Here is a 19824-nt window from a genome sequence, read left to right on the forward strand (position 1 = left end):
TCATATTATGTACAGTTTTTCAAATAAATTTCTTTAATTCATTTTTCAGCTTTAAAAAATCGAACTCATCTCTTTTCCTTTTTTCAAAGCCTCTTCAGACAATGGTTTTTTAAGGAAGCCAATAATACAACATGTAATCACAGACCCGATTAAAATACATAAGATATACAGGAATGGGCTGTTACTCGCAATTGGAATAACGAATATACCGCCGTGTGGTGCTCTTAATGATATATCCAGAGCCATACATATAGCACCACCGACTGCTGCCCCGATAATATTTGCTGGAATTACCCGCAATGGGTCTGCAGCGGCAAATGGTATTGCCCCTTCTGTAATAAAGCTTGCACCAAGTACATAACTCGCTTTACCCGCTTCACGTTCTTGAATCGTAAATCTATTCTTAAAAACAGTAGTTGCAAGTGCAATCCCAATTGGTGGAACCATTCCGCCAACCATCAAAGCTGCGGATGGTTCAAAAATATTAGCAGCAAACATTGCCAATCCAAAAGCTGAAGCGGTTTTATTAATCGGGCCGCCCATATCAGAAGCCATCATTCCGGCAAGTAAAGCACCTAATAAAGCTGCATTCACGCCCGTTAGACCAGTTAACCACGTCTCAAGGAACCGATTGAGTGCGGACATTGGCGCATTTAATATAAAGAACATGAATGCACCGACAATGAACGTGCTTAGAAGCGGAACAATGAGTATGGAAACAAGTCCCTGGAACGATTTTGGTATTTTTCTCATTGATTGACTGATATACTTTGCTGCGAATCCGCCGACAAAACCTGCAATCATCCCTCCAAGGAATCCAGCTTCTCCGATATTAGCCATCATACCGCCGATCATAGCAGGTGCCAGTCCCAGTTTGCCTGCAATACTATATCCGATAAAGCCGGCTAAAATTGGAACCATCAGAGCAAAGGCCGCTTCTCCGCCAACCTGACTGAAGAAATGAGCGAATCTATTATACTCATCACTTGCCGGATCTGCTGCGAAAATTCCAAACATAAATGATATTGCGATGAATATTCCACCGACAACAACAAATGGAATCATATAGGATACACCGCTCATAATATGCTTATAAAACTGTAATCCTGTTTTTTCTTTCTCTTCTTCCACTTTTTCTTCCTGAACATATGTTTCATTTTCTTTTATATCGTAGGACAATGCCTTGTTAATCAGTTCATCTGCATGATTAATAGCTCTTTTAACGGGAACATCTACATATTTTTTCCCTTCAAACTGAGATACATCCACGTTTACATCATGAGCAAGAACAATAGCATCTGCTTTTTTAATATCACTGCCGGTCAGTGTATTTTCCGGGCCATTTGCACCGTTGGTCTGAATCTTCACTTTCATCCCCCGTCTGCGTGCAGCTTCTCTTAAAGCTTCTGCAGCCATATACGTGTGCGCAATCCCTGTCATACAGGCTGTGATACCTACTAAGTATTTATCTTTATCGTGAGAATCGATTTCTTCAACATTATTCTTTGACTCCTGCTCTTCAACAGCTTCCATGATTTCTTTTTCCGTAAGAGCCACTAACAATTTCGCCCGAAATGTTTCGTTCATCAGGAAAGTAGATAATCGTGACAGCAATTCTAAATGTTCATCCGAAGCATTTTCAGGTGCAGCAATCATGAAAACCAGATTGGTGTGCTGACCACCGTAATTAATTCCCTTTAGAGTTCTTCCGAAAATAATTGAAGGTTTTTCAATGGAATGATCTTTAGCATGAGGAATTGCCACACTATATCCTACTGCTGTAGAAATCTCATTTTCTCTTTTCATAACAGCTTTTTTAAATGACTCTGAATCCGTTGTCATCCTGTTTTTTTTCAGTCTTTCGACCATTTCATCAATGGCTTCTTCCTGACTTTCCGCCCTCAAATTTAAAATGATATTTTCCTCTGTGAGAATATCAGTAAATTTCATAGTTTACCCTCCAATCATCATTTAATATAATGACTTGCATTTCCTGTAGAATTAAATAAATCCATCTTCTTTTTGACTACCTCTTTGGCAGCATTTCTGGCACTCGGCATAATAACATCTGGTTCATAAGCTCCTGTATTTTCTGATAAAAATGTTCTCATCTCTTTGAAAAAAGCATTTTTCATATCTGTAGACAGATTAATCTTAGAGACACCGTGGAGGTAGGTCTGGGAAATTTCTTCGTCTTTATTATCGCTGCCCCCGTGGAGAACTAAAGGAATATCAACCTGTTCATGAATTTTCTCGAGCAGATCTAATTTCAGTTCAGGCTTACCGCTGTGTTTATACTGTCCATGGGATGTTCCAATTGCAACAGCAAGTGTGTCTACGTTTGTTGCATCAACAAATATTCTGGCATCTTCCGGATCTGTATACAGAATTTCATCTGCGCCGCCTTCCGAACTGCCTTCATTAGAACCAATCGTTCCAAGTTCCGCTTCAACAGAAACATTAACAGAATGAGCAAGTCTCACTACTTCTTTTGTAACTGCGATATTATCTTCAAAAGAAGCATGAGAAGCATCAATCATAACGGACGTAAAACCATTACGAATGGCACGCATAACATCTTCTACCGAGCCGCCATGGTCTAGATGAATTACTACAGGCACATGGGTACGGTGGCATATCTCTCTAACATATGCTAAAAACTCATCACCGAGCAGCTCAATTTCATTTGGATGAATCTGTATAATCGCAGGTGCGTTCTGTTCTTCTGCGGCCTCAATTACCACCCTGACAAATTCACTGTTCGCAACATTATATGAACCGACAGCAAATTGGTTTTCATAAGCAACTTTCAATAACTCTTTCATATTCATTAACATTAAAATACACTCCTCAATTAAATTTTATTCCAGCAATATATAAATTCTTCTTTTGTACTCATCTTTACAAGTTCCATTACATTTCTAATGTTCTTTGTCTTTTGAAAAAATTCCGTAAATATATACTCATTTCTTTCCACATCATTCGACGGCAGATAAATGATAATCAGTTGAACCGTTTCACTTCCCCAGTCAATCATCTTCTTGTTAATACCAATCATTACTTCTTCTTTGTATTCTTTTATGCCGAAATATGGATGCGGGAGGGCTACAAGATTACCAATAGATGTATAGGACATTTCTTCACGTTTCATCACAGCTTCCAAAAATTCTTCTCTGTGATTTAAAGCCAGTAAAGTACTTATAGCATCAAATGGACTGTCTTCATCAATCCAGTGAATCGTTGCATGATCCATAATTGAATTTTGAGATTCAAGTAAAAATCTTATTTTCTTAATTTCACCCTTCTGCAGACCATTCTGGACCATGATAATATTTCTTTTATGTTCTAAAGTTACAGGCAGATCTATAGCAATGTACAAATAGGCATCATCAAAAATATATTCTTTTGAATATTTTTCAACTTTCACAATTTCTAATTCATTAAAATAAGTGGCAATTTTTGATGATAGAAGCTTAGCCCTCTCATAATTTCTGTTGTAAAGAATAATTGTTTTTATCCTTTTTTTAGTTTGTGATTCAAAGATATTTTGAATATGATAAGCAAGGTATGCTATCTCGCTATCCTGTATTTCAACTTTAAAATCCCTTTCAATTTCCATAGCGATATTAGAAGCGATACTGAATGAGAAAAAATATTCGGATTTTGTCTCTTTGACAAACGGATTATAAATAAGCAGCTTATGAGATACAGGATAAATAATCCGGTAAATGTGATTCATGATATTCGTTCTAAATTTCTTTTCCGAATGTGTCGGTACTTTATACACTTCCTCTATTCTCTTTAAAATCCGCTCGATTTTATCAATGGTTTCAGTATCCCTTTTCTCTGAATGATTTTCTTCCAGATCCAAGTGCAGAGACATTAAATAATTCGTCAGAAATACACTTTCATTTTTTGAAGCGTTTACAAAATGACGCAGCCCTTGATAAATTTCAGCTGCTACTTCCGCCTCTTTAAATTTTTGGAAGGCTTCTTCTTCATCGGAATCAATTGAAACACCATTCCCCTGACTGAGACGGAATACCATAATAATCAGCTGAACTGATATTTTTTTATACATTAGAAATTCAAGGTTTAAGTCAAATTTGATATTAATTTCCTCTATTAAATTCAAAATTCCCTCGATAACTGATTCATCAGCCCAGCTGCTGAAATTCTTTATCACAAAGTCTTTATACACTTCTTTTTTCAATGAAATAGAGGTGAACAGATTTTCAAGAAGTACACGCTGCTGTATTTCCGTTCCAATCAGTTTGATTCCTTTAAATACTTTAGTATCGATTGATGCATCTACACCAAGTTGTTCCATGTCAGATGTTAATTTTTGAATTCTGCTCCTTATGGTCTGTGGTGAATAAAAGAATTTATCTGCAATTTCATCATATGTTGTATAGTCTTTTTGCTCCATAAGAAATTGTATGATTTCAAAGTCCAGCAATGTTTCTTCAAAATCATCACTCCCAAGGGAAGATAAATTTAAAGATTCTGCCTGAAGCCTGTATCCTTCAGCAGAAGAAACAATAGTAACCTGATTTGCTTTTTCATTAATCTCTTTTATATAGTTTCTAACTGTCCGATCCGTCACACCTAAAACTTCGGCAATCTTTGATGATGCTGTATACGAATCACCCTGATCTGCAAGAAATTCAACCAATTGATTGTGTTTCTTAGCCACCTGATTCACCCTTTCCATGTCTCTAATTTAATTCATGAGACAGCACTCCGCTATAATATAGAAATTTCCTTTGTATAGGAAATTTTATCTGCATGCGGTTTCAAAATGCTTATTTATTAAATAAAATGCCTCTCTGTCTGAGTGTTCATCATAGACTGACACTGCAAATAGAGAGGCATTAAAAATCATATTCTTTTATTGAGATTTACTTTACATCAACTGTTCTTTAAACATGTCGTCATAATAAGACAGTGTAAACACTGAATAGAATGATACAAGCGGTGTTTTCAGCGTCTGTTTTTTCCATGATGCTTCGAACGCATTATTGATATTGTAATCAAGCACTACATCATAAAACGTTTCATCATAAATTTTACTTAAAATGTGGGGATTACTGTTCATCAGTTCTGTGATAACGACCTTTAATGTTTCATTGATCTGCCCCACATTTTCTTCAATCAGGCGTAAGAAGGGCTCAATTCCTTTGTTGAATTCAATTACCTTTTCACGAACCTCACCGTTGATTTTTTCAAGGTCTTCCGGAAGCTGGAGCTGATAGAAATCAAGCTTTGAATTTTCAAGAGTAAATTTTTCAAGGGTCTCCTGTTCTTCAGCGTAGTGCAGGCTCCCGTCTGTATAAATGCCGTGGGTGCTCTGCATCAGTGACAGTTTTAAAATATCCACTCTGACAAAAGTCCGGCATAACTCCACTGCAGAAAGATGGTTAAAGCCTTCTTCTTTAAAATTCTCCTGAATTTCCTTGAAGTACGCGAGCTCTTTATCCATCATTTCAGGCAGCCGTGTCGCACGGTATATGAAACTTCTATAGTCTTTCTGGCTTAAAAGTTGTTCTTTGGCTTGTTTATAACTTTCCATAAAATCCTCTTTTCTCTCAAATGTTCACAGTCCCTATTTTAACACACGAAACAAACAACCGCCGTGTCTTTTCGTTATTCCTCCGAATCAATTCTGGGTTCAAAATGATTCCTGAACTTCACAACAAAAGACAGTGTCAAAAATACCGTCTACAGTTCGATGACTGACGCCGCCATTTACTCGTCCATGTTTCCGAACAGATTCGAAATTCCGGTACACCCCCATTCACCTCCCCCGAATTGGGCTGTACTTCAAACACTGATTTATCAATACTCTCAACTGACGACTTTTAGTCAAACAAACATCAGATAATAACCACCGTTGAATTTTCTCTTTTTACACTGCAATTCAAAATTTAAGGTTGACTGCACATTCAAATTCTTATAGTGTAGAGAACGGTTTGTTTTTAAATATACTGCTTTTAGATGGAGAATAATTTTTATTTAAATCGCCATTAACGATGAAGCAAATGAATAAACAATAAAATTTGTATGAAAGAAGGGATTATTTGAATCAATTTAAAAAGACCAAAGATAAGATTGACTGGCCCGTATTTATTATCAGCGGCGGGACACTTCTGGTTTTCATTATCGGTGGGATTATCAACCAGGAATTTGTAAATAATATTGTTAACTGGCTGTTTAACTTCTCCGCGACCTATTTCGGCGGTATGTATCAGGTTATTTTACTTATCACCTTTATCATTGCCTTAATATTAGGATTCTCAAAATATGGTAAAATTCGACTCGGTAAAGCCGATAAACCCGAACTGAGTACATTCAGATGGATTTCTGTTATTATGTGTACACTCCTTGCCGGAGGCGGAATATTCTGGGCAGCGGCTGAACCAATCAGTCATTTCCTTGAAGTACCTCCCCACTATGAAGGAGTTGAAGCAGGGACGCTTGAGGCTGTGGTTCCGGCACTCGCAACGAGTTTTGTTGACTGGGGCTTCCTTGCGTGGACGATACTCGGTACACTCGGCACTATCGTATTTATGTACGCCCATTATCATAGAGGTGCTCCGCTTAAACCGAGATCATTACTCTATCCGATTCTCGGTAATAAGTTTTCCGAGAAAAGTGTTGTCGGTACACTGATTGATGCATTTTCAATCATCGCAGTGGCAGCAGGTACTATCGGCCCGATTGGTTTCCTCGGACTCCAGGCAGGCTACGGTTTTAATACTTTATTCGGTACACCGGATACATTTCCGGTGCAGGCACTGATAATCACTATTGTGGTGATTATTGCGGCGATTTCTGCGGCGACTGGTGTATATAAAGGGATTCAGCTTTTAAGTACGTATAATGTTATTTTATCCATCGGGCTCGTCGTCCTGGTACTTATTATCGGTCCCGCGATGTTTATCTTTGATAATTTCATCGAATCATTCGGTGTATACGTGAAAGACTTTATTACCACCAGCACATTCAGAGGCGATGAAGGCTGGCTCGGTGCATGGACCGTATTCTTCTTCGCATGGTTCCTCGGTTACGCGCCGATGATGGGAATTATGGTTGCGCGCGTTTCAAGAGGACGTACTGTCCGTGAGCTTGTAATGGCGGTCGCAATTATCGCACCGATTGTCACAGCGTTCTGGTTTACGATTTTAGGCGGCACAGGTATCTTCCAGGAGTTGATGAATCCAGGTGTTATCTCTGACGAAATCGCAACCGGTGGTGTTCAGGCAGCCATGATCGCAACCACTGAGCAGCTGCCGATGAGTACTATTCTCGGACTTTTATTTATGATTGCGACATTGGTATTCGTTCTGACAACAGTCGATTCCATGGCACTCTCCATCTCTATGGCCATCACAGGTCAGGGTGACCCGTCCGTAGCAATGCGTGTATTCTGGGCAGTCGTGATGGGTGCTGTTGCGATTATTCTGTTAAACATCGGTGAAGACAGCATCGATTCACTGCAGTCCTTTATCGTTGTGACCGCACTTCCTGTTGCGTTCCTGATGATTACAACCTTCTGGACCGCACCGAAAGTGTGCAGAACACTCGCTGAGGAACAGAACATCATCCCTAAATCAAAAACAAATAAGTAATTTCAGTGGAATAAAAACCACCGGCCAAAGTGACATCAAAAACAGTTGTTTTGATGTCACCCGTGCGGGTGTTTTTTTTATCTCTAAATTTTACAGTTCTCTGTATGACACAATTTCTATTTCTAAGTCACGGAGCTTTTCCGCAACTGCCGGGTCAGTGAGCATTGCGGTTTCCTGTGTCCTCGGGATTAACAGGGATGAATGCTTCAGTATATAATCATCCAAATAACCCGGGTGGCATATCATCATCTCAACACCATCTTCATGAATATTTGACATGATTTTATCTAAGGTCCGGTAAGGATCATAGTCTTCTTTCATACTTTCCATCGTCAAGTATACTTTCGTTGTACCGACAGTAATCCATGCATCATCAGACAGTGCATTCGGCCCCTCACCTTCTGGAATGCCTGAATATTTAAGCCCGTGAACCTCTGCGAAATGTTCCATTGCCTCAAAAAATACCGGGCTGTTTACCGCATGTCCTTCAAAGTAATCCGGCTTTCTGTCAAATAACTCTATAAACTTCCGGTACTGTGCCTCTATCTCAATCAGCACTTCTTCTTTCACAACAAAATCATCGGAACTTCTATATTCTTTTGATGATTTAAACATATCGTCATGACCTGTAAGTGATGGAATATCTTCAGGCTTTGACAACGGCTTTCCGGCAGAAATATTCGTATGCAGGCTGAATGCTGCCGGTGTATCGATTAATAACTCTACACCGTGCAGAGTTGCCGGCATATTGACCATTACGCCGACACTCATCACGAGTCCCTCTTTCACCGATTTTTCAATACCGTAATTCACCGCTTCAGAATACCCTAAATCATCCGCCCTGAATAAAATACGTTTCATTACTTCTCCCCCCTTCCTTTACTCTATTCTACATGAGCAGTCTTAAAATAACAGACGATTCCACCATCATAATTCATTGCTATTCCACTTTATTTTCATATATAATGAACGTATATCAAAAATAACAACGTTGTTATCGGAGGAGAAAAATGAGTACTTTTAAGAAATTATCTCATCAGGACAATACACTTGTACTTTATGATGATGTACTGTCAGTCTATGCAGAAATCCGTGTGCTGGAAGCATCCGTGATTAATGTCAGAGTCAATAAAAATAAAACAATTGAGCTTCCGACGTGGACGATTACACCGGGAGATACAGAACTGCCGTTTGAAGGATTGTCACGGAATCATTTGGAAGCGTTCTCTCTGCCTGCTTATGAATGTGTTGAAACAGACCATGAAATAACGATTACTACTTCTGCCCTGAAGCTTTTAATTCAAAAAAATGGTTTTTATTTAACGTGGTATCAGAAAAATTCAGACGGTCAATTCGAGCAGGTGATGCGGGACCGTCATACCCAGAGCTACCAGCATCACCTTGGTGATAATCAGCCGACGTGCCATTACCTGATGCGGAATATTGATGATAAATATTTCGGTCTCGGCGAGAAGTCAGGCGGGCCGGATCGTCACGGCAGAAGGCTCCGCATGAATAATATTGACGCGATGGGCTACAATGCAGAAACTACAGATCCGCTGTATAAGCATATTCCGTTTTATATTACGTATATGCCGGCACTGAAACAGTCCATCGGTATTTATTACGATGACTACCAAAACTCGGTGTTTGACTTCGGTCAGGAGCTTGACAATTATCACGGTCACTACCGTTATTTTGAAACGAACAGTACGTTCCTTGATTATTATGTGATTGCCGGGCCGCGTATTAAAGAGGTCACTGAGCGTTTCAGCTGGTTAACAGGAAGACCTGCTAAAATGCCGGAATGGGCATCTATGTATTCAGGCTCTACGATGCAGTATACCGATATGCCGAACTCCCATGAGCGTTTGAGTGACTATTTGGATCAGTGTCACCAGCATAATATCAACGTCCGTTCATTCCACCTGTCCTCAGGCTATACTTCGATTGACGGCAAGCGTTATGTCTATAACTGGAACTACGATAAGTTCCCGGATCCTGAAGCATTCGGTAGAGAATTCACCGAAAAAGGTGTGGAAATTGTAGCAAATATCAAACCGTCATTAATGGTGAACCATCCGCTTCTTCATGAAGTGACAGCGTTTGACGGTTTTATAAAAGATGAACATGGAAAACCGCTTCTCGTACAGTTTTGGGATGACGAAGGCTATTATCTGGATTTCACCAATCCAAGAACCATCAACTGGTGGCAGAAGAAAATTAAAACACAACTTCTCGACAACCATATCCACTGTACGTGGAACGATAATAATGAGTTTGAAATCTGGGACCAAAAAGCACAGGTCCACGGTTTCGGTGAAGGCGGGAATTTCCAGGATTACCGCGCCGTAATGCCTTTATTAATGATGAAAGCTTCACGAGAGGCCCAGCTCGCACATAATGGCACCGAAGATCCTTATATCATCAGCCGCTCAGGCTGTGCGGGGATGAGTAAATATGTTCAGACCTGGACCGGTGATAACTATACAAGCTGGAAAACATTGAAATTCAATAATAAAATGGCGCAGGGACTGAGCCTGTCCGGTATTTATAATTTCGGTCATGATCTCGGCGGTTTCTCTGGACCAAAACCCGATTCCGAACTCTTTTTACGATGGATACAGTGTGGTATCTTCTATCCCCGCTTCTCCATCCATTCCTGGAATAATGACGGATCGGTTAATGAACCGTGGATGCATGAAGATGTCCTTGAAAGTGTGAAATATGCGATGCATCTGCACGACCGTCTCGCGCCTTATATCCAGTCACTGGTTGAACGCTCGCACAGTCATTATGAGCCGATTATACGTCCGGTATTTTATGACTTCGAAAATGATACCAACGCTTTTGATGACAGTGATGCATTCATGCTCGGCTCAATGCTCGTTTCACCTGTTGTCGAACAGGGACAGCAGTCAAAAGAAATTTACCTGCCGGATTGTGAAGACGGCTGGGTGGACTTCTTCACCGGTGAACATTATTCAGGCAATACGACCATCAAAATTGATGTCAGCCTGTCAGACATCCCGGTCTTTGTTAAAAAAGGAAACGTCATTCCAATGTATAATGACGCACTGATTGAAGTTGAGAATCATGAATTTTAAAGGTTAACTAAAAGCAGCAGGTATTCGTAATTGAATATCTGCTTTTTTTATGCCGGACTCCCAATATTATGTTACCACTCACTCAAAAATCTGAATGACCCGGCTCAATTTCTCAACATTTTCCGCCCATTAATAAAAGCATATATGACCCTGAAACGGACCCGGCCATATATGCTTTCTAGTATCATTTTTCTTGATGGATGATTTTAAATAACTTCTCTGCATTATTAAAACAAATATCTTCAAGCACTTCTTTCAGCAGTACATCATCATCTTCGATTTCCCCGCGCTCCACACAGCCGCCGAGGTACTCACATAATATTCTTCTGAAGTATTCATGGCGCGAGTAGGACAACAGACTTCTCGAGTCTGTCACCATACCGATGAATTCAGGCAGAAGACTCATATTGCCATAATCAATGAGATGTTCAATCATACCGGTTTTCGTGTCGTTGTACCACCATGCGGCACCAATTTGTACTTTCCGTTCACTGGATGTAAAGTTTCCTGCAGCGGACAATACCATCTGATGGTCATTCGCATTGTGCGGATAAATAATTGTGTCGCCAAGTGCATCATTCTTATCGAGTGCATCCAGTAATTCATTCAGTTTATCTGCGTCTAAAAGATTACCCAGGCTGTCAAAACCCGCATCACGGCCAATACTGTTGAATTTCCCAGTGTTATTATTTCGCAGCGGACCGAGGTGAAGCTGTGTCACCCAGCCGTATTCCACATAACGTTTTTGAAGTGCTGTAAATAAATAACCTGTCAGACCCTGAAGTGTATGCCGGTCAGGTGTACCGCCTGCTCGGAGCCTGCTGAAACACTCAGCTGCTTCACTGTCATTCAGGCTGATATGAAATACTTCACCGAAACTGTGATCGGCACTTCTTGCACCGTTATCATTAAAGTACGCAGCTCTTAACAACAGTGCCTCAATATAATCTTCTAACGTATCGATTGTTTTACCTGCCGCCTCTTCCAATCTGCCGACAGTACCTTCAATCTCCATCTCATTCAGTGTAATATACGCATCCGGACGGAATGTCGGCCGGACCGCAATATCAAATGACGGATCTTTCCGGAGTTCCTTATGATAATACAAATCATCACACGGATCATCAGTTGTACATACCACCTTTACCCGGCTTTTCTTAAGAATATTTCTCGGTGTCATTTCTTCAGACTCGAGTACTTTATTCAAATAGTTATAAAGTACTTCAGGTGATGTGTGCTGAACACCTTCAAAATGATTAAAATAGCGTGCAAGTTCAAGATAACACCAGTGATACATCGGGTTAGTCATACTTTTCGGAATCACTTTAGTGAATGCCTCAAATTTTTCATAATCACAGCCGTCACCTGTAATCATTGATTCTTCAATACCGTACGCACGCATCAGCCGCCATTTGTAGTGGTCATGACGCAGCCATAAATCTGTAATGTTCGGGAAATTCATATCTTCATATATTTCTTTCGGGCTCAGATGGCAGTGAAAATCATATACCGGCAAGTCCTTTACATGACGGTATAATGTTTTCGCCTTCTCTGTAGTCAATAAAAAATCTTCGTGAATCAAAGGCATATTAACTCTCCTTATACGTTATAGTCCAAGCAGGTTCGGTAAGAACAACGACAACTGCGGGATAAATGTAATAGCAAGAAGCATAATTATCAAAGCAATAAAATATGGAATGAGTGTTTTTATCACTTTTTCAATCTTGATATTTGCGACACTTGCCCCGACAAATAATGCGCTGCCTACCGGTGGTGTAATGTTACCGATACACAGGTTAAAGGCAATAATAATACCAAAATGTACCGGGTCCACACCGATGGATGTTGCGACCGGCAGGAAGATTGGTGTGAAAATCAATACTGCAGGTGTGATATCTAAAAATGTACCGATAATCAATAAAATCAGATTCATGATTAACAGCAGCAGAATCGGATTATCTGTAACAGATAATAAGCCGGCAGACATTGCTTCAGGAAGTCCTGTAAAGCTCATCACCAGTGAAAAGAGCGCAGATGCTGTAATCAGCAGCAAAATCATACCTGTGATTTCTACAGTTTCCTTCACGATTTTCGGAATATCCGCCACTTTAAAACTTTTGTAAATCAATGACAGTATAAATGAATATAATACTGCGACTGCGGCACCTTCTGTTGCGGTGAAAATCCCGCCGACAATTCCGCCGATAACAATAACGATTAACAGTAAACTTGGAATTGCATCTAATATTAAGTATAAACGGTCCGGCCACTGTACTTGTTTTGAAACCGGATAATTGTTTTTCTTTGCAAGTATATATGCAACAACCATGCCCGTTAATCCCCACAAAATCCCCGGAATATAACCGGCAACAAATAGTGCTGCGATTGACGTCCCGCCGCTGACCAGTGAGTATACAATCAGCATGGAACTCGGCGGAATAAGCAGGCCGGCAGGTGCAGAAGCAATATTTGCTGCTGCAGAGTATTCTCTCTTATATCCCTGCTGCTTTTGAAGCGGTCCCATAATCCGGCCCATCGCGGCAGCCGCTGCGACACTTGACCCTGAGATTGAACCGAACAGCATATTGCCGACAATGTTTGTGTGTGCGAGTGATCCCGGCGCACGACCGACCAGCACTTTCGCAAAGTTAACCAGCCGGAATGCAATGCCCCCGTTGTTCATTAAAATTCCTGCGAGAACAAATAAAGGAATCGCAAGCATTGTGAAGTTATCAATACCCGTCACCATCCGCTGTGCAGCGGTTAGAATTGTTACATCAAACGGCAGAATAATCAATAGCGTGGCAATTGAGCTGACAATAATTGAAATCGCAATCGGCACACCTAGTATTAAAAGCAGTGCGAATGTGATAAATAGTACTAATCCTGCTGTGATTGTCATACCTGCTCACTCCCCTCATCTGCTGTTGGAATATGCTTTGTCCGTATATTATATATTGTATAAAAAATAATAAATAATCCGGACACCGGCAGTGCTGAATACATTACTGCCATCGGTATGTCTGTTGACGGTGCACTTTGAGTCATCGTTAAATTCACTACATGGTAACCGCCCCATATCATCAGGACGACCGCCACCACAAGCAGTAAAATGTTCGACATCTGAACCAGTGCGAGCTGTCCTTTAATTGAAAATCTCTCACGTATAAACACAATTGCGATATGTTTCTGCTGACCGAATACATATGCAGCACTCATCAATGCAAACCAGATGAGCAGCATACGAATCACTTCTTCAGTAAAGGTACTCGGCGTATTGAATATAAATCTTGCAGAGACCTGCCATATCGATAAGACGGACATTACTGCAATCAATACGCCGGATAATGACAGAAGGATGATATCAACATAATTTTTCACTTTACTCATCCTGTTTCCCCCTCATAATTAAGTCATACTGTTCCTGTGTTGCTTCATTGTCAGCAAACCGCTCCTGAAGCGGCTGTACTGCTTCCATGAATGTACTTTTATCTATGTCATAAAATGTTACACCCATTTCAGATTCAGCAGTTTCACGGGCTTCAACCATACGCTCATCCCATCTTGGTTCATGCAGCGCAGTGGATTCATCTGCCGCTTCCTGCACCCATTGCTGTTCTTCTTCTGTTAATTCATCAAATGCTTCCTTATTCATAATTAAAATATCCGGCACCATCGCATGTTCCGTATAGAAATAATGTTTTGCGACTTCACCGTGTGCATTATCCGTTAATGCAGATTCGTTATTCTCTGCTGCATCAAGCATCCCGGACTGAAGTGCTGTATACACTTCTCCAAACCCCATCGGTGTCGGTGTGCCGCCGAGTGCCTCAATCATCTGTACACTGGTCTGGCTCGGCTGAACGCGTGTTCTAAGCCCCTTCATATCTTCATTCGTTTCAAGAATCCGTTCCTTAGTGTACATATTTCTGACGCCGGCGTCATAATATGTAATACCGATAAACCCGTTGTCTGCAGTTTTATTATAAAATGCGGTCTGTATTTCAGGCATTTTCATAATATCTCTGTACTGTTCCTGTGAATCGAATAAGTACGGCATACTGAATAATGAGTATGCTTCTGAAAAACTTTCAAGTGCACTTGCTGATACTTTCGTAAACTGCACTGCATTCGTCTGGGTCATTTCAATTACTTCCCGCTCACTGCCGAGCTGTCCGTTTGAATAAATCCGTAATTTTAATTCCCCGTTCGACTTTTCTTCAAGGAGACGACCGAAATCAACAAGTGATTCATGAATCGGATGTTCCTGAGGCTGGTTGTGTGCGAGAACCAGTTCTTTTGAACTTTCTGCACCGTCCGCATTACTGCATCCCGCCACCAAAAATAAAGCGCTTACAATTGATAATAAAAAAATACGCATCCTTTATTCACCTTCTTATCACCCAAAATAACAACGTTGTTATTTTTAAGCAAAAAATATAATATAACTATTTCCTATGCTATAATTATATCATCCATAAGTCAATAAAAATTTTCGGGAGGCGTTCATCATGCCGGTCACTCTAAAAGATATTGCACGCGCATGCGGAGTCAGCTACTCTACTGTGAGTAAAGCCTTAAAAGACTCACCGCTCGTGACCCAGCAGACTAAATCAATCATTAAACAAAAAGCAGAAGAAATGAATTATATCCCGAATAATTCCGCAAGATCACTCGTATCCAACAAAAGCGGCACCATCGGCTTAATATGGCCCGCTGTCGACCGGATTGCTGTCACAACACTTGCAACACAAGTTAATGCCGCACTCCAGAAACACGGCTATTTCATGGTTGTGTCGATTGATAAACCGGAAGTGGCTGCAGGTAAGTTCCTCGAACTCCGTTTCGATGGTGTAATTGTATTTGATGAAGGACCTGAAACCAGACTCTCAAATAAAATCACAAAAAATGTTCCTGTGATTGCCTACGGTGTATCTAAAGAACTTCACTACCCGATTGTTAATGTCAACCATGATACTGCGATTAAAAAAGCAGTCGATCAATTGATTAAAGATGGACACCATTCAATTGATTATGTCGGGGAACTCGACACTGATGACATCCGTCAGACTGTTAAACGGGATACTTTTAAAGAATACTGCAAAGAGAAGAATATCAAATACCGTTTGATTGATTCTGAAGGTCTGAGTGAAGCAAGTACAAGAGAAGCACTCACCAAATTTCTAAAAAACGAAAAAATAAATGATGCGGTCATCTGTGGAAGCTATGATATTACCATGGGATTTCTCCACCATCTCGACAAAAAAGAACCTAAATCCATTGTATCATTTGATAATATTAAACAATTCGATGCCATTGATATTCCATTATATACCGTCGGTGTTCCTGCAGAAACCATTGCCGAGCACCTCGTCATGCACCTGCATGAAAATATACAGTCCGGTAATACAGCTTCCTCCAAAGTCATTAATCTCTATCCCGAGTTGACTTATCACCAATAATTACACTGCCGCATTAAAGTATGGCAGATATTAAAGGATTAAGGAGCGTTTCTTGTTAAAAATTAAGATCTACAAAACACCTAAAGCCCTTTAATCATAAATATTTCTTAATTTGTGAGAAAATTATTGCAAATGACTATAAAAACCTGATACGGTTAATATAAGAATAAAATAACGGGAAGGTGAATGAATATGTATAAAAGAATTTTATTACCATATGACTTTGGCAACTCTTTTGAGAAGGTACCTGAACAGCTTCAGAAACTGACCGACAATCAAAAAGATGCAGAAGTTGTTGTGTTTAACATCATCACCGAAGGCGAATTATCCAACTACGTACGTTACCAGGGAAAACACCTGGAAGATGCAGTCGCAGAAAAAGAAAACGACCTCATACCGTTTAAAGAAAAACTTGAAGAAATCGGAATTAATTATTCCACGAAGTTCAAATCCGGGAATATTACGCACGAGCTTTTAAAAGAAATACGGGAAAATGATTATGATATTGTCGTCATGAGTAACAAACGCTCAAAACGTGACATCAAGCATGTCCTCGGACATGTCACACACAAAATTGCAAAACGTGTGAATACACCTGTCCTGATTATTAAATAGTAAAAACCAACCCCTCGTCTGAAATTTTATTCAGTGAGGGGTTATTTTTGTCACTTCTCTTTACAAATCTTCATATGTTTCAATTTTGAAACTGCCATGAGGATATTTGATAAAAAACCTGTGAAAGCAGTCCATACAACCGTCTCCTTAACATACTAAAGTCATGACAAAACACGTTCGTTTCGTCATGACTTATTTTAATTTATAAACCATTAACATATACATAAAAGTAACAGCATCAAGCTGCCGTATTCCCCTGCCCTCAGGAAATGTGGGACACTACTTCATCAATGACGCCGTCAATACCGATTCCGGTCATAAACGGAACACCGTCAACTGTCGGAATATCTGCGTTCACCTTATTTACACCAACAAGGACAACAACGTCCGGGTTAATAGCTGAAACATCCGCTTCATAAATGTTTTCCGCTACGATATCTGCACTGACGTTTCTTTCATCGAGTCCTTTTTTCAATAAATCTACTACTTTGTTCATCTTGTTTTGTGACGTACCTGTCGCCACTAATACTTTAGCCAATATAATCTCTCCTCATCCTGTTAAATATGTTCTGCCGCCGTCCATCAGTACAACCTGAGCCTGAATATAGCCCGCTTCTTCACTCGCCAGAAAATTGATAACATCTGTCGTATCAGTGAGTGTACCGAAACGGTTGACGGGAATTTTATTCCTGAGCTGATTTTTCTCTTCTTCAGTGGGATACAATACATCAAGCATCTCGGTTTCAATCACTCGGGGCGCTACAAGATTAATATGAATGCCCTGATGACTGTATTCATCTGCGACTGCCCGCATTAAACCGAATGCGCCGCCTTTTGAAGCCGCATAATGCATACCGCCGCCAGACCCCGTCACAGCAGATCCCGAACCGACAATCACGATACTCCCGCCGCCTTGTGCTGCCATTTTAGGCACCGCTGCTTTCAGAGAGTAAAACAGTCCTGTCAGATTCACATCCAGCGTAAAACGCCAGTCTTTTTCTGTGATTTCTTCAAATCGTTTCTGGGAAGTGATTCCCGCTGAGATAATCAATACATCAATACTGCCGTACAACTTGAACGTTTCATCCACGACTTTCTCTGCGTCGTTCCATGAAGTGACATTCTGTTCAATAAAAGATACCTCATATCCTTCACTCCGCCAGAGATCCTGCAACTTGTTTCCTGACTCTTTATTAATATCTGTAAACACAACCCTGTCGCCCTTTTTCAAACGATCTAAAACAACCGCCTGACCTATACCTGCCGCACCGCCGATAATTAAAATATTCTTTATTTGAGTCATCACTTCTCTCCTAACTATGACAACGTTTCGCCGTTATCCAGTGTAATCACCTGACCGTTTAAAAACGATACCGGCACGCTGCACATTTGAATAATCAGCCCGCTCACCTGTTTAATATCCGCTGCTTCATGAAAATACTTCTGTGACACACTAATCACGTTGGAACGGATATTACGGCTTAAAAGTTGCCTCGATAAACTTTTACTTAACGATTCAAGTGCACTCTTCTGTGCAGCATAACTCACGTCAGCATTCTCCCCGCTGACTGCCGCTGTCGAAGATAAATGGATGAACTGACCGCCGTCTTTAATAAAGGGCGTCACTGCCTGCATTAACATAAACGGCACATGCAGGTTAATATACAAAGATTCGTTCCATTCCTCTACAGATGTTTCACTCAGCTTTGTGCCATTTATCTGCTCCAGATTATTAATCACCACATCGAATTCGAATTGATTTTCCTGCAGCCAAGACGTGAGACTTTCCCCCGCATCATTTATCTCGAATGTCGTCAGTACTTTTGGTGATTCACCTTTTATATACTGATATAAAGCAGCCTGACCGCCTGTTTTACCAGACAGTTTCACAGCATATACAAATTCAGATTCTTCCGCCGTTAAATCAGACACCGGGTGCGTCATATCAAATAATAAAATACGCATGCCTTCACCTGCCTTCATCCGGTACGATGAGTACTTTTAATGCTTCTTTTGTCGTGTCGTGTGCAAGAGATATTGCATCATTAAGCTCAGATAGAGGAAATCTGTGCGTCACCATTTCCTGAACATCAATCACGCCTTTTTTCAACAGTTCAAGTGCCGGCGTATAATTGTATGGTGTCGATGAATAGGCACCGACAATAGAAATTTCATCCTCAAAGAAACGATAGGCAGGAATCGGAATATCCTTCTTCGGAAACGGTGCAAACACTAAAACAGTGCCGCCTCTTGCCACACAGTTCACCGCATCCTGCAGTAACGCACCAATGCCTGCTGAAATAATCACAATATCCGCACCGCGTCCGCCGGTTAAATCCTTCACTGTTTTTATCACATCATCCTCGGCCGCATTAATAATATCAGTCGCACCAACCGCCTGCGCTTTTTTCAAGCGGTATGGATTCACATCACTGACAATTACCCGGTCTGCCAGAAAATGATTGGCAAGCTGAACCTGCAGGCAGCCGATCTGCCCTGAACCGAGTATTAACACATTATCTCCCGGATGCATGCGGATCTGTTCAAAGCCGTGCAGACAGCAGGCAAGGGGCTCAACCATGGCACCAGTTTCAAAATTCATATCATCAGGAATTTTCCCCATCGTATGTTTGACATGTAACGCAGGTACACGAATCAGTTCCGAAAAACCGCCGGGATCAACATTCGTCACTTTAAACTGCGGACATAACGAATAGTGTCCTCTTTTACAGTATGTGCATGTAAAACACGGGACGTGATGCGCTAAAAACACACGGTCACCCGCCTTAAAGCCTTCTACACTACTTCCTGCCTTTATAATTTCTCCGGCAATTTCATGACCTAATGTAATGGGTGTCTGCACGGTTTTATCCACCGCCTTATGAATATCCGTGCCGCATAAACCGCAGACCTGCATTTTGAGCAGGACTTCATCGTCGTTGATTTCCAAATCACCGACGGGTTCCATTTCAAAGTGATTAATATCGTGATAAACGCTTTTATACATGC

Annotated in this window: 17 protein-coding genes; 4 read left to right on the forward strand and 13 right to left on the reverse strand. The window is 40.7% G+C overall.

The annotated features are described in order from the left end of the window. Positions 1-51: 51 nt before the first annotated feature. The 4 genes from ACFSX4_RS05740 to ACFSX4_RS05755 form a co-directional block, all read right to left on the reverse strand. Entirely contained in the window at positions 52-1950 is a 1899-nt protein-coding gene (locus ACFSX4_RS05740) for a PTS fructose transporter subunit IIABC (RefSeq protein ID WP_377772444.1), read from the reverse strand. 17 nt (positions 1951-1967) lie between these two features. After that, positions 1968-2837 (reverse strand): ketose-bisphosphate aldolase, encoded by an 870-nt coding sequence (locus ACFSX4_RS05745; protein ID WP_377772446.1) that lies wholly within the window; start codon positions 2835-2837, stop codon positions 1968-1970. Between the two features lie 17 nt (positions 2838-2854). Next, entirely contained in the window at positions 2855-4696 is a 1842-nt protein-coding gene (locus ACFSX4_RS05750; RefSeq protein ID WP_377772448.1) for a BglG family transcription antiterminator, read from the reverse strand. Positions 4697-4906: 210 nt separating this feature from the next. Further along, complete coding sequence (locus ACFSX4_RS05755) at positions 4907-5572, reverse strand: hypothetical protein (RefSeq protein ID WP_377772450.1); 666 nt, start codon at positions 5570-5572, stop codon at positions 4907-4909. Between the two features lie 508 nt (positions 5573-6080). Here ACFSX4_RS05755 and ACFSX4_RS05760 point away from each other — a divergent pair. Further along, a complete protein-coding gene (locus ACFSX4_RS05760) occupies positions 6081-7631 on the forward strand; it encodes a BCCT family transporter (protein ID WP_377772452.1) in 1551 nt (516 codons plus the stop codon). Between the two features lie 90 nt (positions 7632-7721). Here ACFSX4_RS05760 and ACFSX4_RS05765 read toward each other — a convergent pair whose 3' ends face one another. Continuing rightward, positions 7722-8492 carry a ChbG/HpnK family deacetylase gene (locus ACFSX4_RS05765; RefSeq protein WP_377772454.1) on the reverse strand — a complete coding sequence of 257 codons (771 nt, stop codon included), beginning with the start codon at positions 8490-8492 and terminating at the stop codon, positions 7722-7724. A gap of 149 nt (positions 8493-8641) precedes the next feature. Here ACFSX4_RS05765 and ACFSX4_RS05770 point away from each other — a divergent pair, with 149 nt between their 5' ends. Next, entirely contained in the window at positions 8642-10738 is a 2097-nt protein-coding gene (locus ACFSX4_RS05770) for a TIM-barrel domain-containing protein (RefSeq protein ID WP_377772456.1), read from the forward strand. 184 nt (positions 10739-10922) lie between these two features. Here ACFSX4_RS05770 and uxaC read toward each other — a convergent pair whose 3' ends face one another. From uxaC to ACFSX4_RS05790, 4 genes are read right to left on the reverse strand one after another with little or no spacing between them, the layout of a single operon-like run. Beyond that, on the reverse strand, positions 10923-12326 hold the full coding sequence (uxaC, locus tag ACFSX4_RS05775; protein ID WP_377772458.1) for a glucuronate isomerase: 1404 nt from the start codon (positions 12324-12326) through the stop codon (positions 10923-10925). Positions 12327-12344: 18 nt separating this feature from the next. Then, entirely contained in the window at positions 12345-13640 is a 1296-nt protein-coding gene (locus ACFSX4_RS05780; protein ID WP_377772460.1) for a TRAP transporter large permease, read from the reverse strand. After that, the gene (locus tag ACFSX4_RS05785; protein ID WP_377772462.1) at positions 13637-14128 is read right to left on the reverse strand and encodes a TRAP transporter small permease; all 492 of its coding nucleotides are present in this window, start codon (positions 14126-14128) and stop codon (positions 13637-13639) included. The genes ACFSX4_RS05780 and ACFSX4_RS05785 overlap by 4 nt, the downstream gene beginning before the upstream one ends. Beyond that, positions 14121-15119 carry a TRAP transporter substrate-binding protein gene (locus ACFSX4_RS05790; RefSeq protein ID WP_377772464.1) on the reverse strand — a complete coding sequence of 333 codons (999 nt, stop codon included), beginning with the start codon at positions 15117-15119 and terminating at the stop codon, positions 14121-14123. Before ACFSX4_RS05790 ends, ACFSX4_RS05785 begins: the two co-directional genes overlap by 8 nt. A 130-nt stretch (positions 15120-15249) precedes the next feature. Here ACFSX4_RS05790 and ACFSX4_RS05795 point away from each other — a divergent pair, with 130 nt between their 5' ends. After that, positions 15250-16200 (forward strand): LacI family DNA-binding transcriptional regulator, encoded by a 951-nt coding sequence (locus ACFSX4_RS05795; protein WP_377772466.1) that lies wholly within the window; start codon positions 15250-15252, stop codon positions 16198-16200. A 192-nt stretch (positions 16201-16392) separates the two neighbouring features. Beyond that, the gene (locus tag ACFSX4_RS05800) at positions 16393-16815 is read left to right on the forward strand and encodes a universal stress protein (protein ID WP_377772468.1); all 423 of its coding nucleotides are present in this window, start codon (positions 16393-16395) and stop codon (positions 16813-16815) included. Positions 16816-17077: 262 nt separating this feature from the next. Here ACFSX4_RS05800 and ACFSX4_RS05805 read toward each other — a convergent pair whose 3' ends face one another. The 4 genes from ACFSX4_RS05805 to ACFSX4_RS05820 are packed head-to-tail and all read right to left on the reverse strand — an operon-like array spanning position 17078 to position 19822. Continuing rightward, positions 17078-17353 carry a hypothetical protein gene (locus ACFSX4_RS05805; RefSeq protein WP_377772470.1) on the reverse strand — a complete coding sequence of 92 codons (276 nt, stop codon included), beginning with the start codon at positions 17351-17353 and terminating at the stop codon, positions 17078-17080. Positions 17354-17365: 12 nt separating this feature from the next. Further along, positions 17366-18118: an SDR family NAD(P)-dependent oxidoreductase gene (locus ACFSX4_RS05810; protein WP_377772472.1), complete on the reverse strand. Its 753-nt coding sequence runs from the start codon at positions 18116-18118 to the stop codon at positions 17366-17368. Positions 18119-18132: 14 nt separating this feature from the next. Continuing rightward, entirely contained in the window at positions 18133-18780 is a 648-nt protein-coding gene (locus tag ACFSX4_RS05815) for an SDR family oxidoreductase (protein WP_377772474.1), read from the reverse strand. A gap of 4 nt (positions 18781-18784) precedes the next feature. After that, positions 18785-19822 carry a zinc-binding dehydrogenase gene (locus tag ACFSX4_RS05820; RefSeq protein WP_377772476.1) on the reverse strand — a complete coding sequence of 346 codons (1038 nt, stop codon included), beginning with the start codon at positions 19820-19822 and terminating at the stop codon, positions 18785-18787. Between the last annotated feature and the right edge of the window lie 2 nt (positions 19823-19824).

The organism is Corticicoccus populi, from assembly GCF_042686195.1.
Classification (GTDB): domain Bacteria; phylum Bacillota; class Bacilli; order Staphylococcales; family Salinicoccaceae; genus Corticicoccus; species Corticicoccus populi.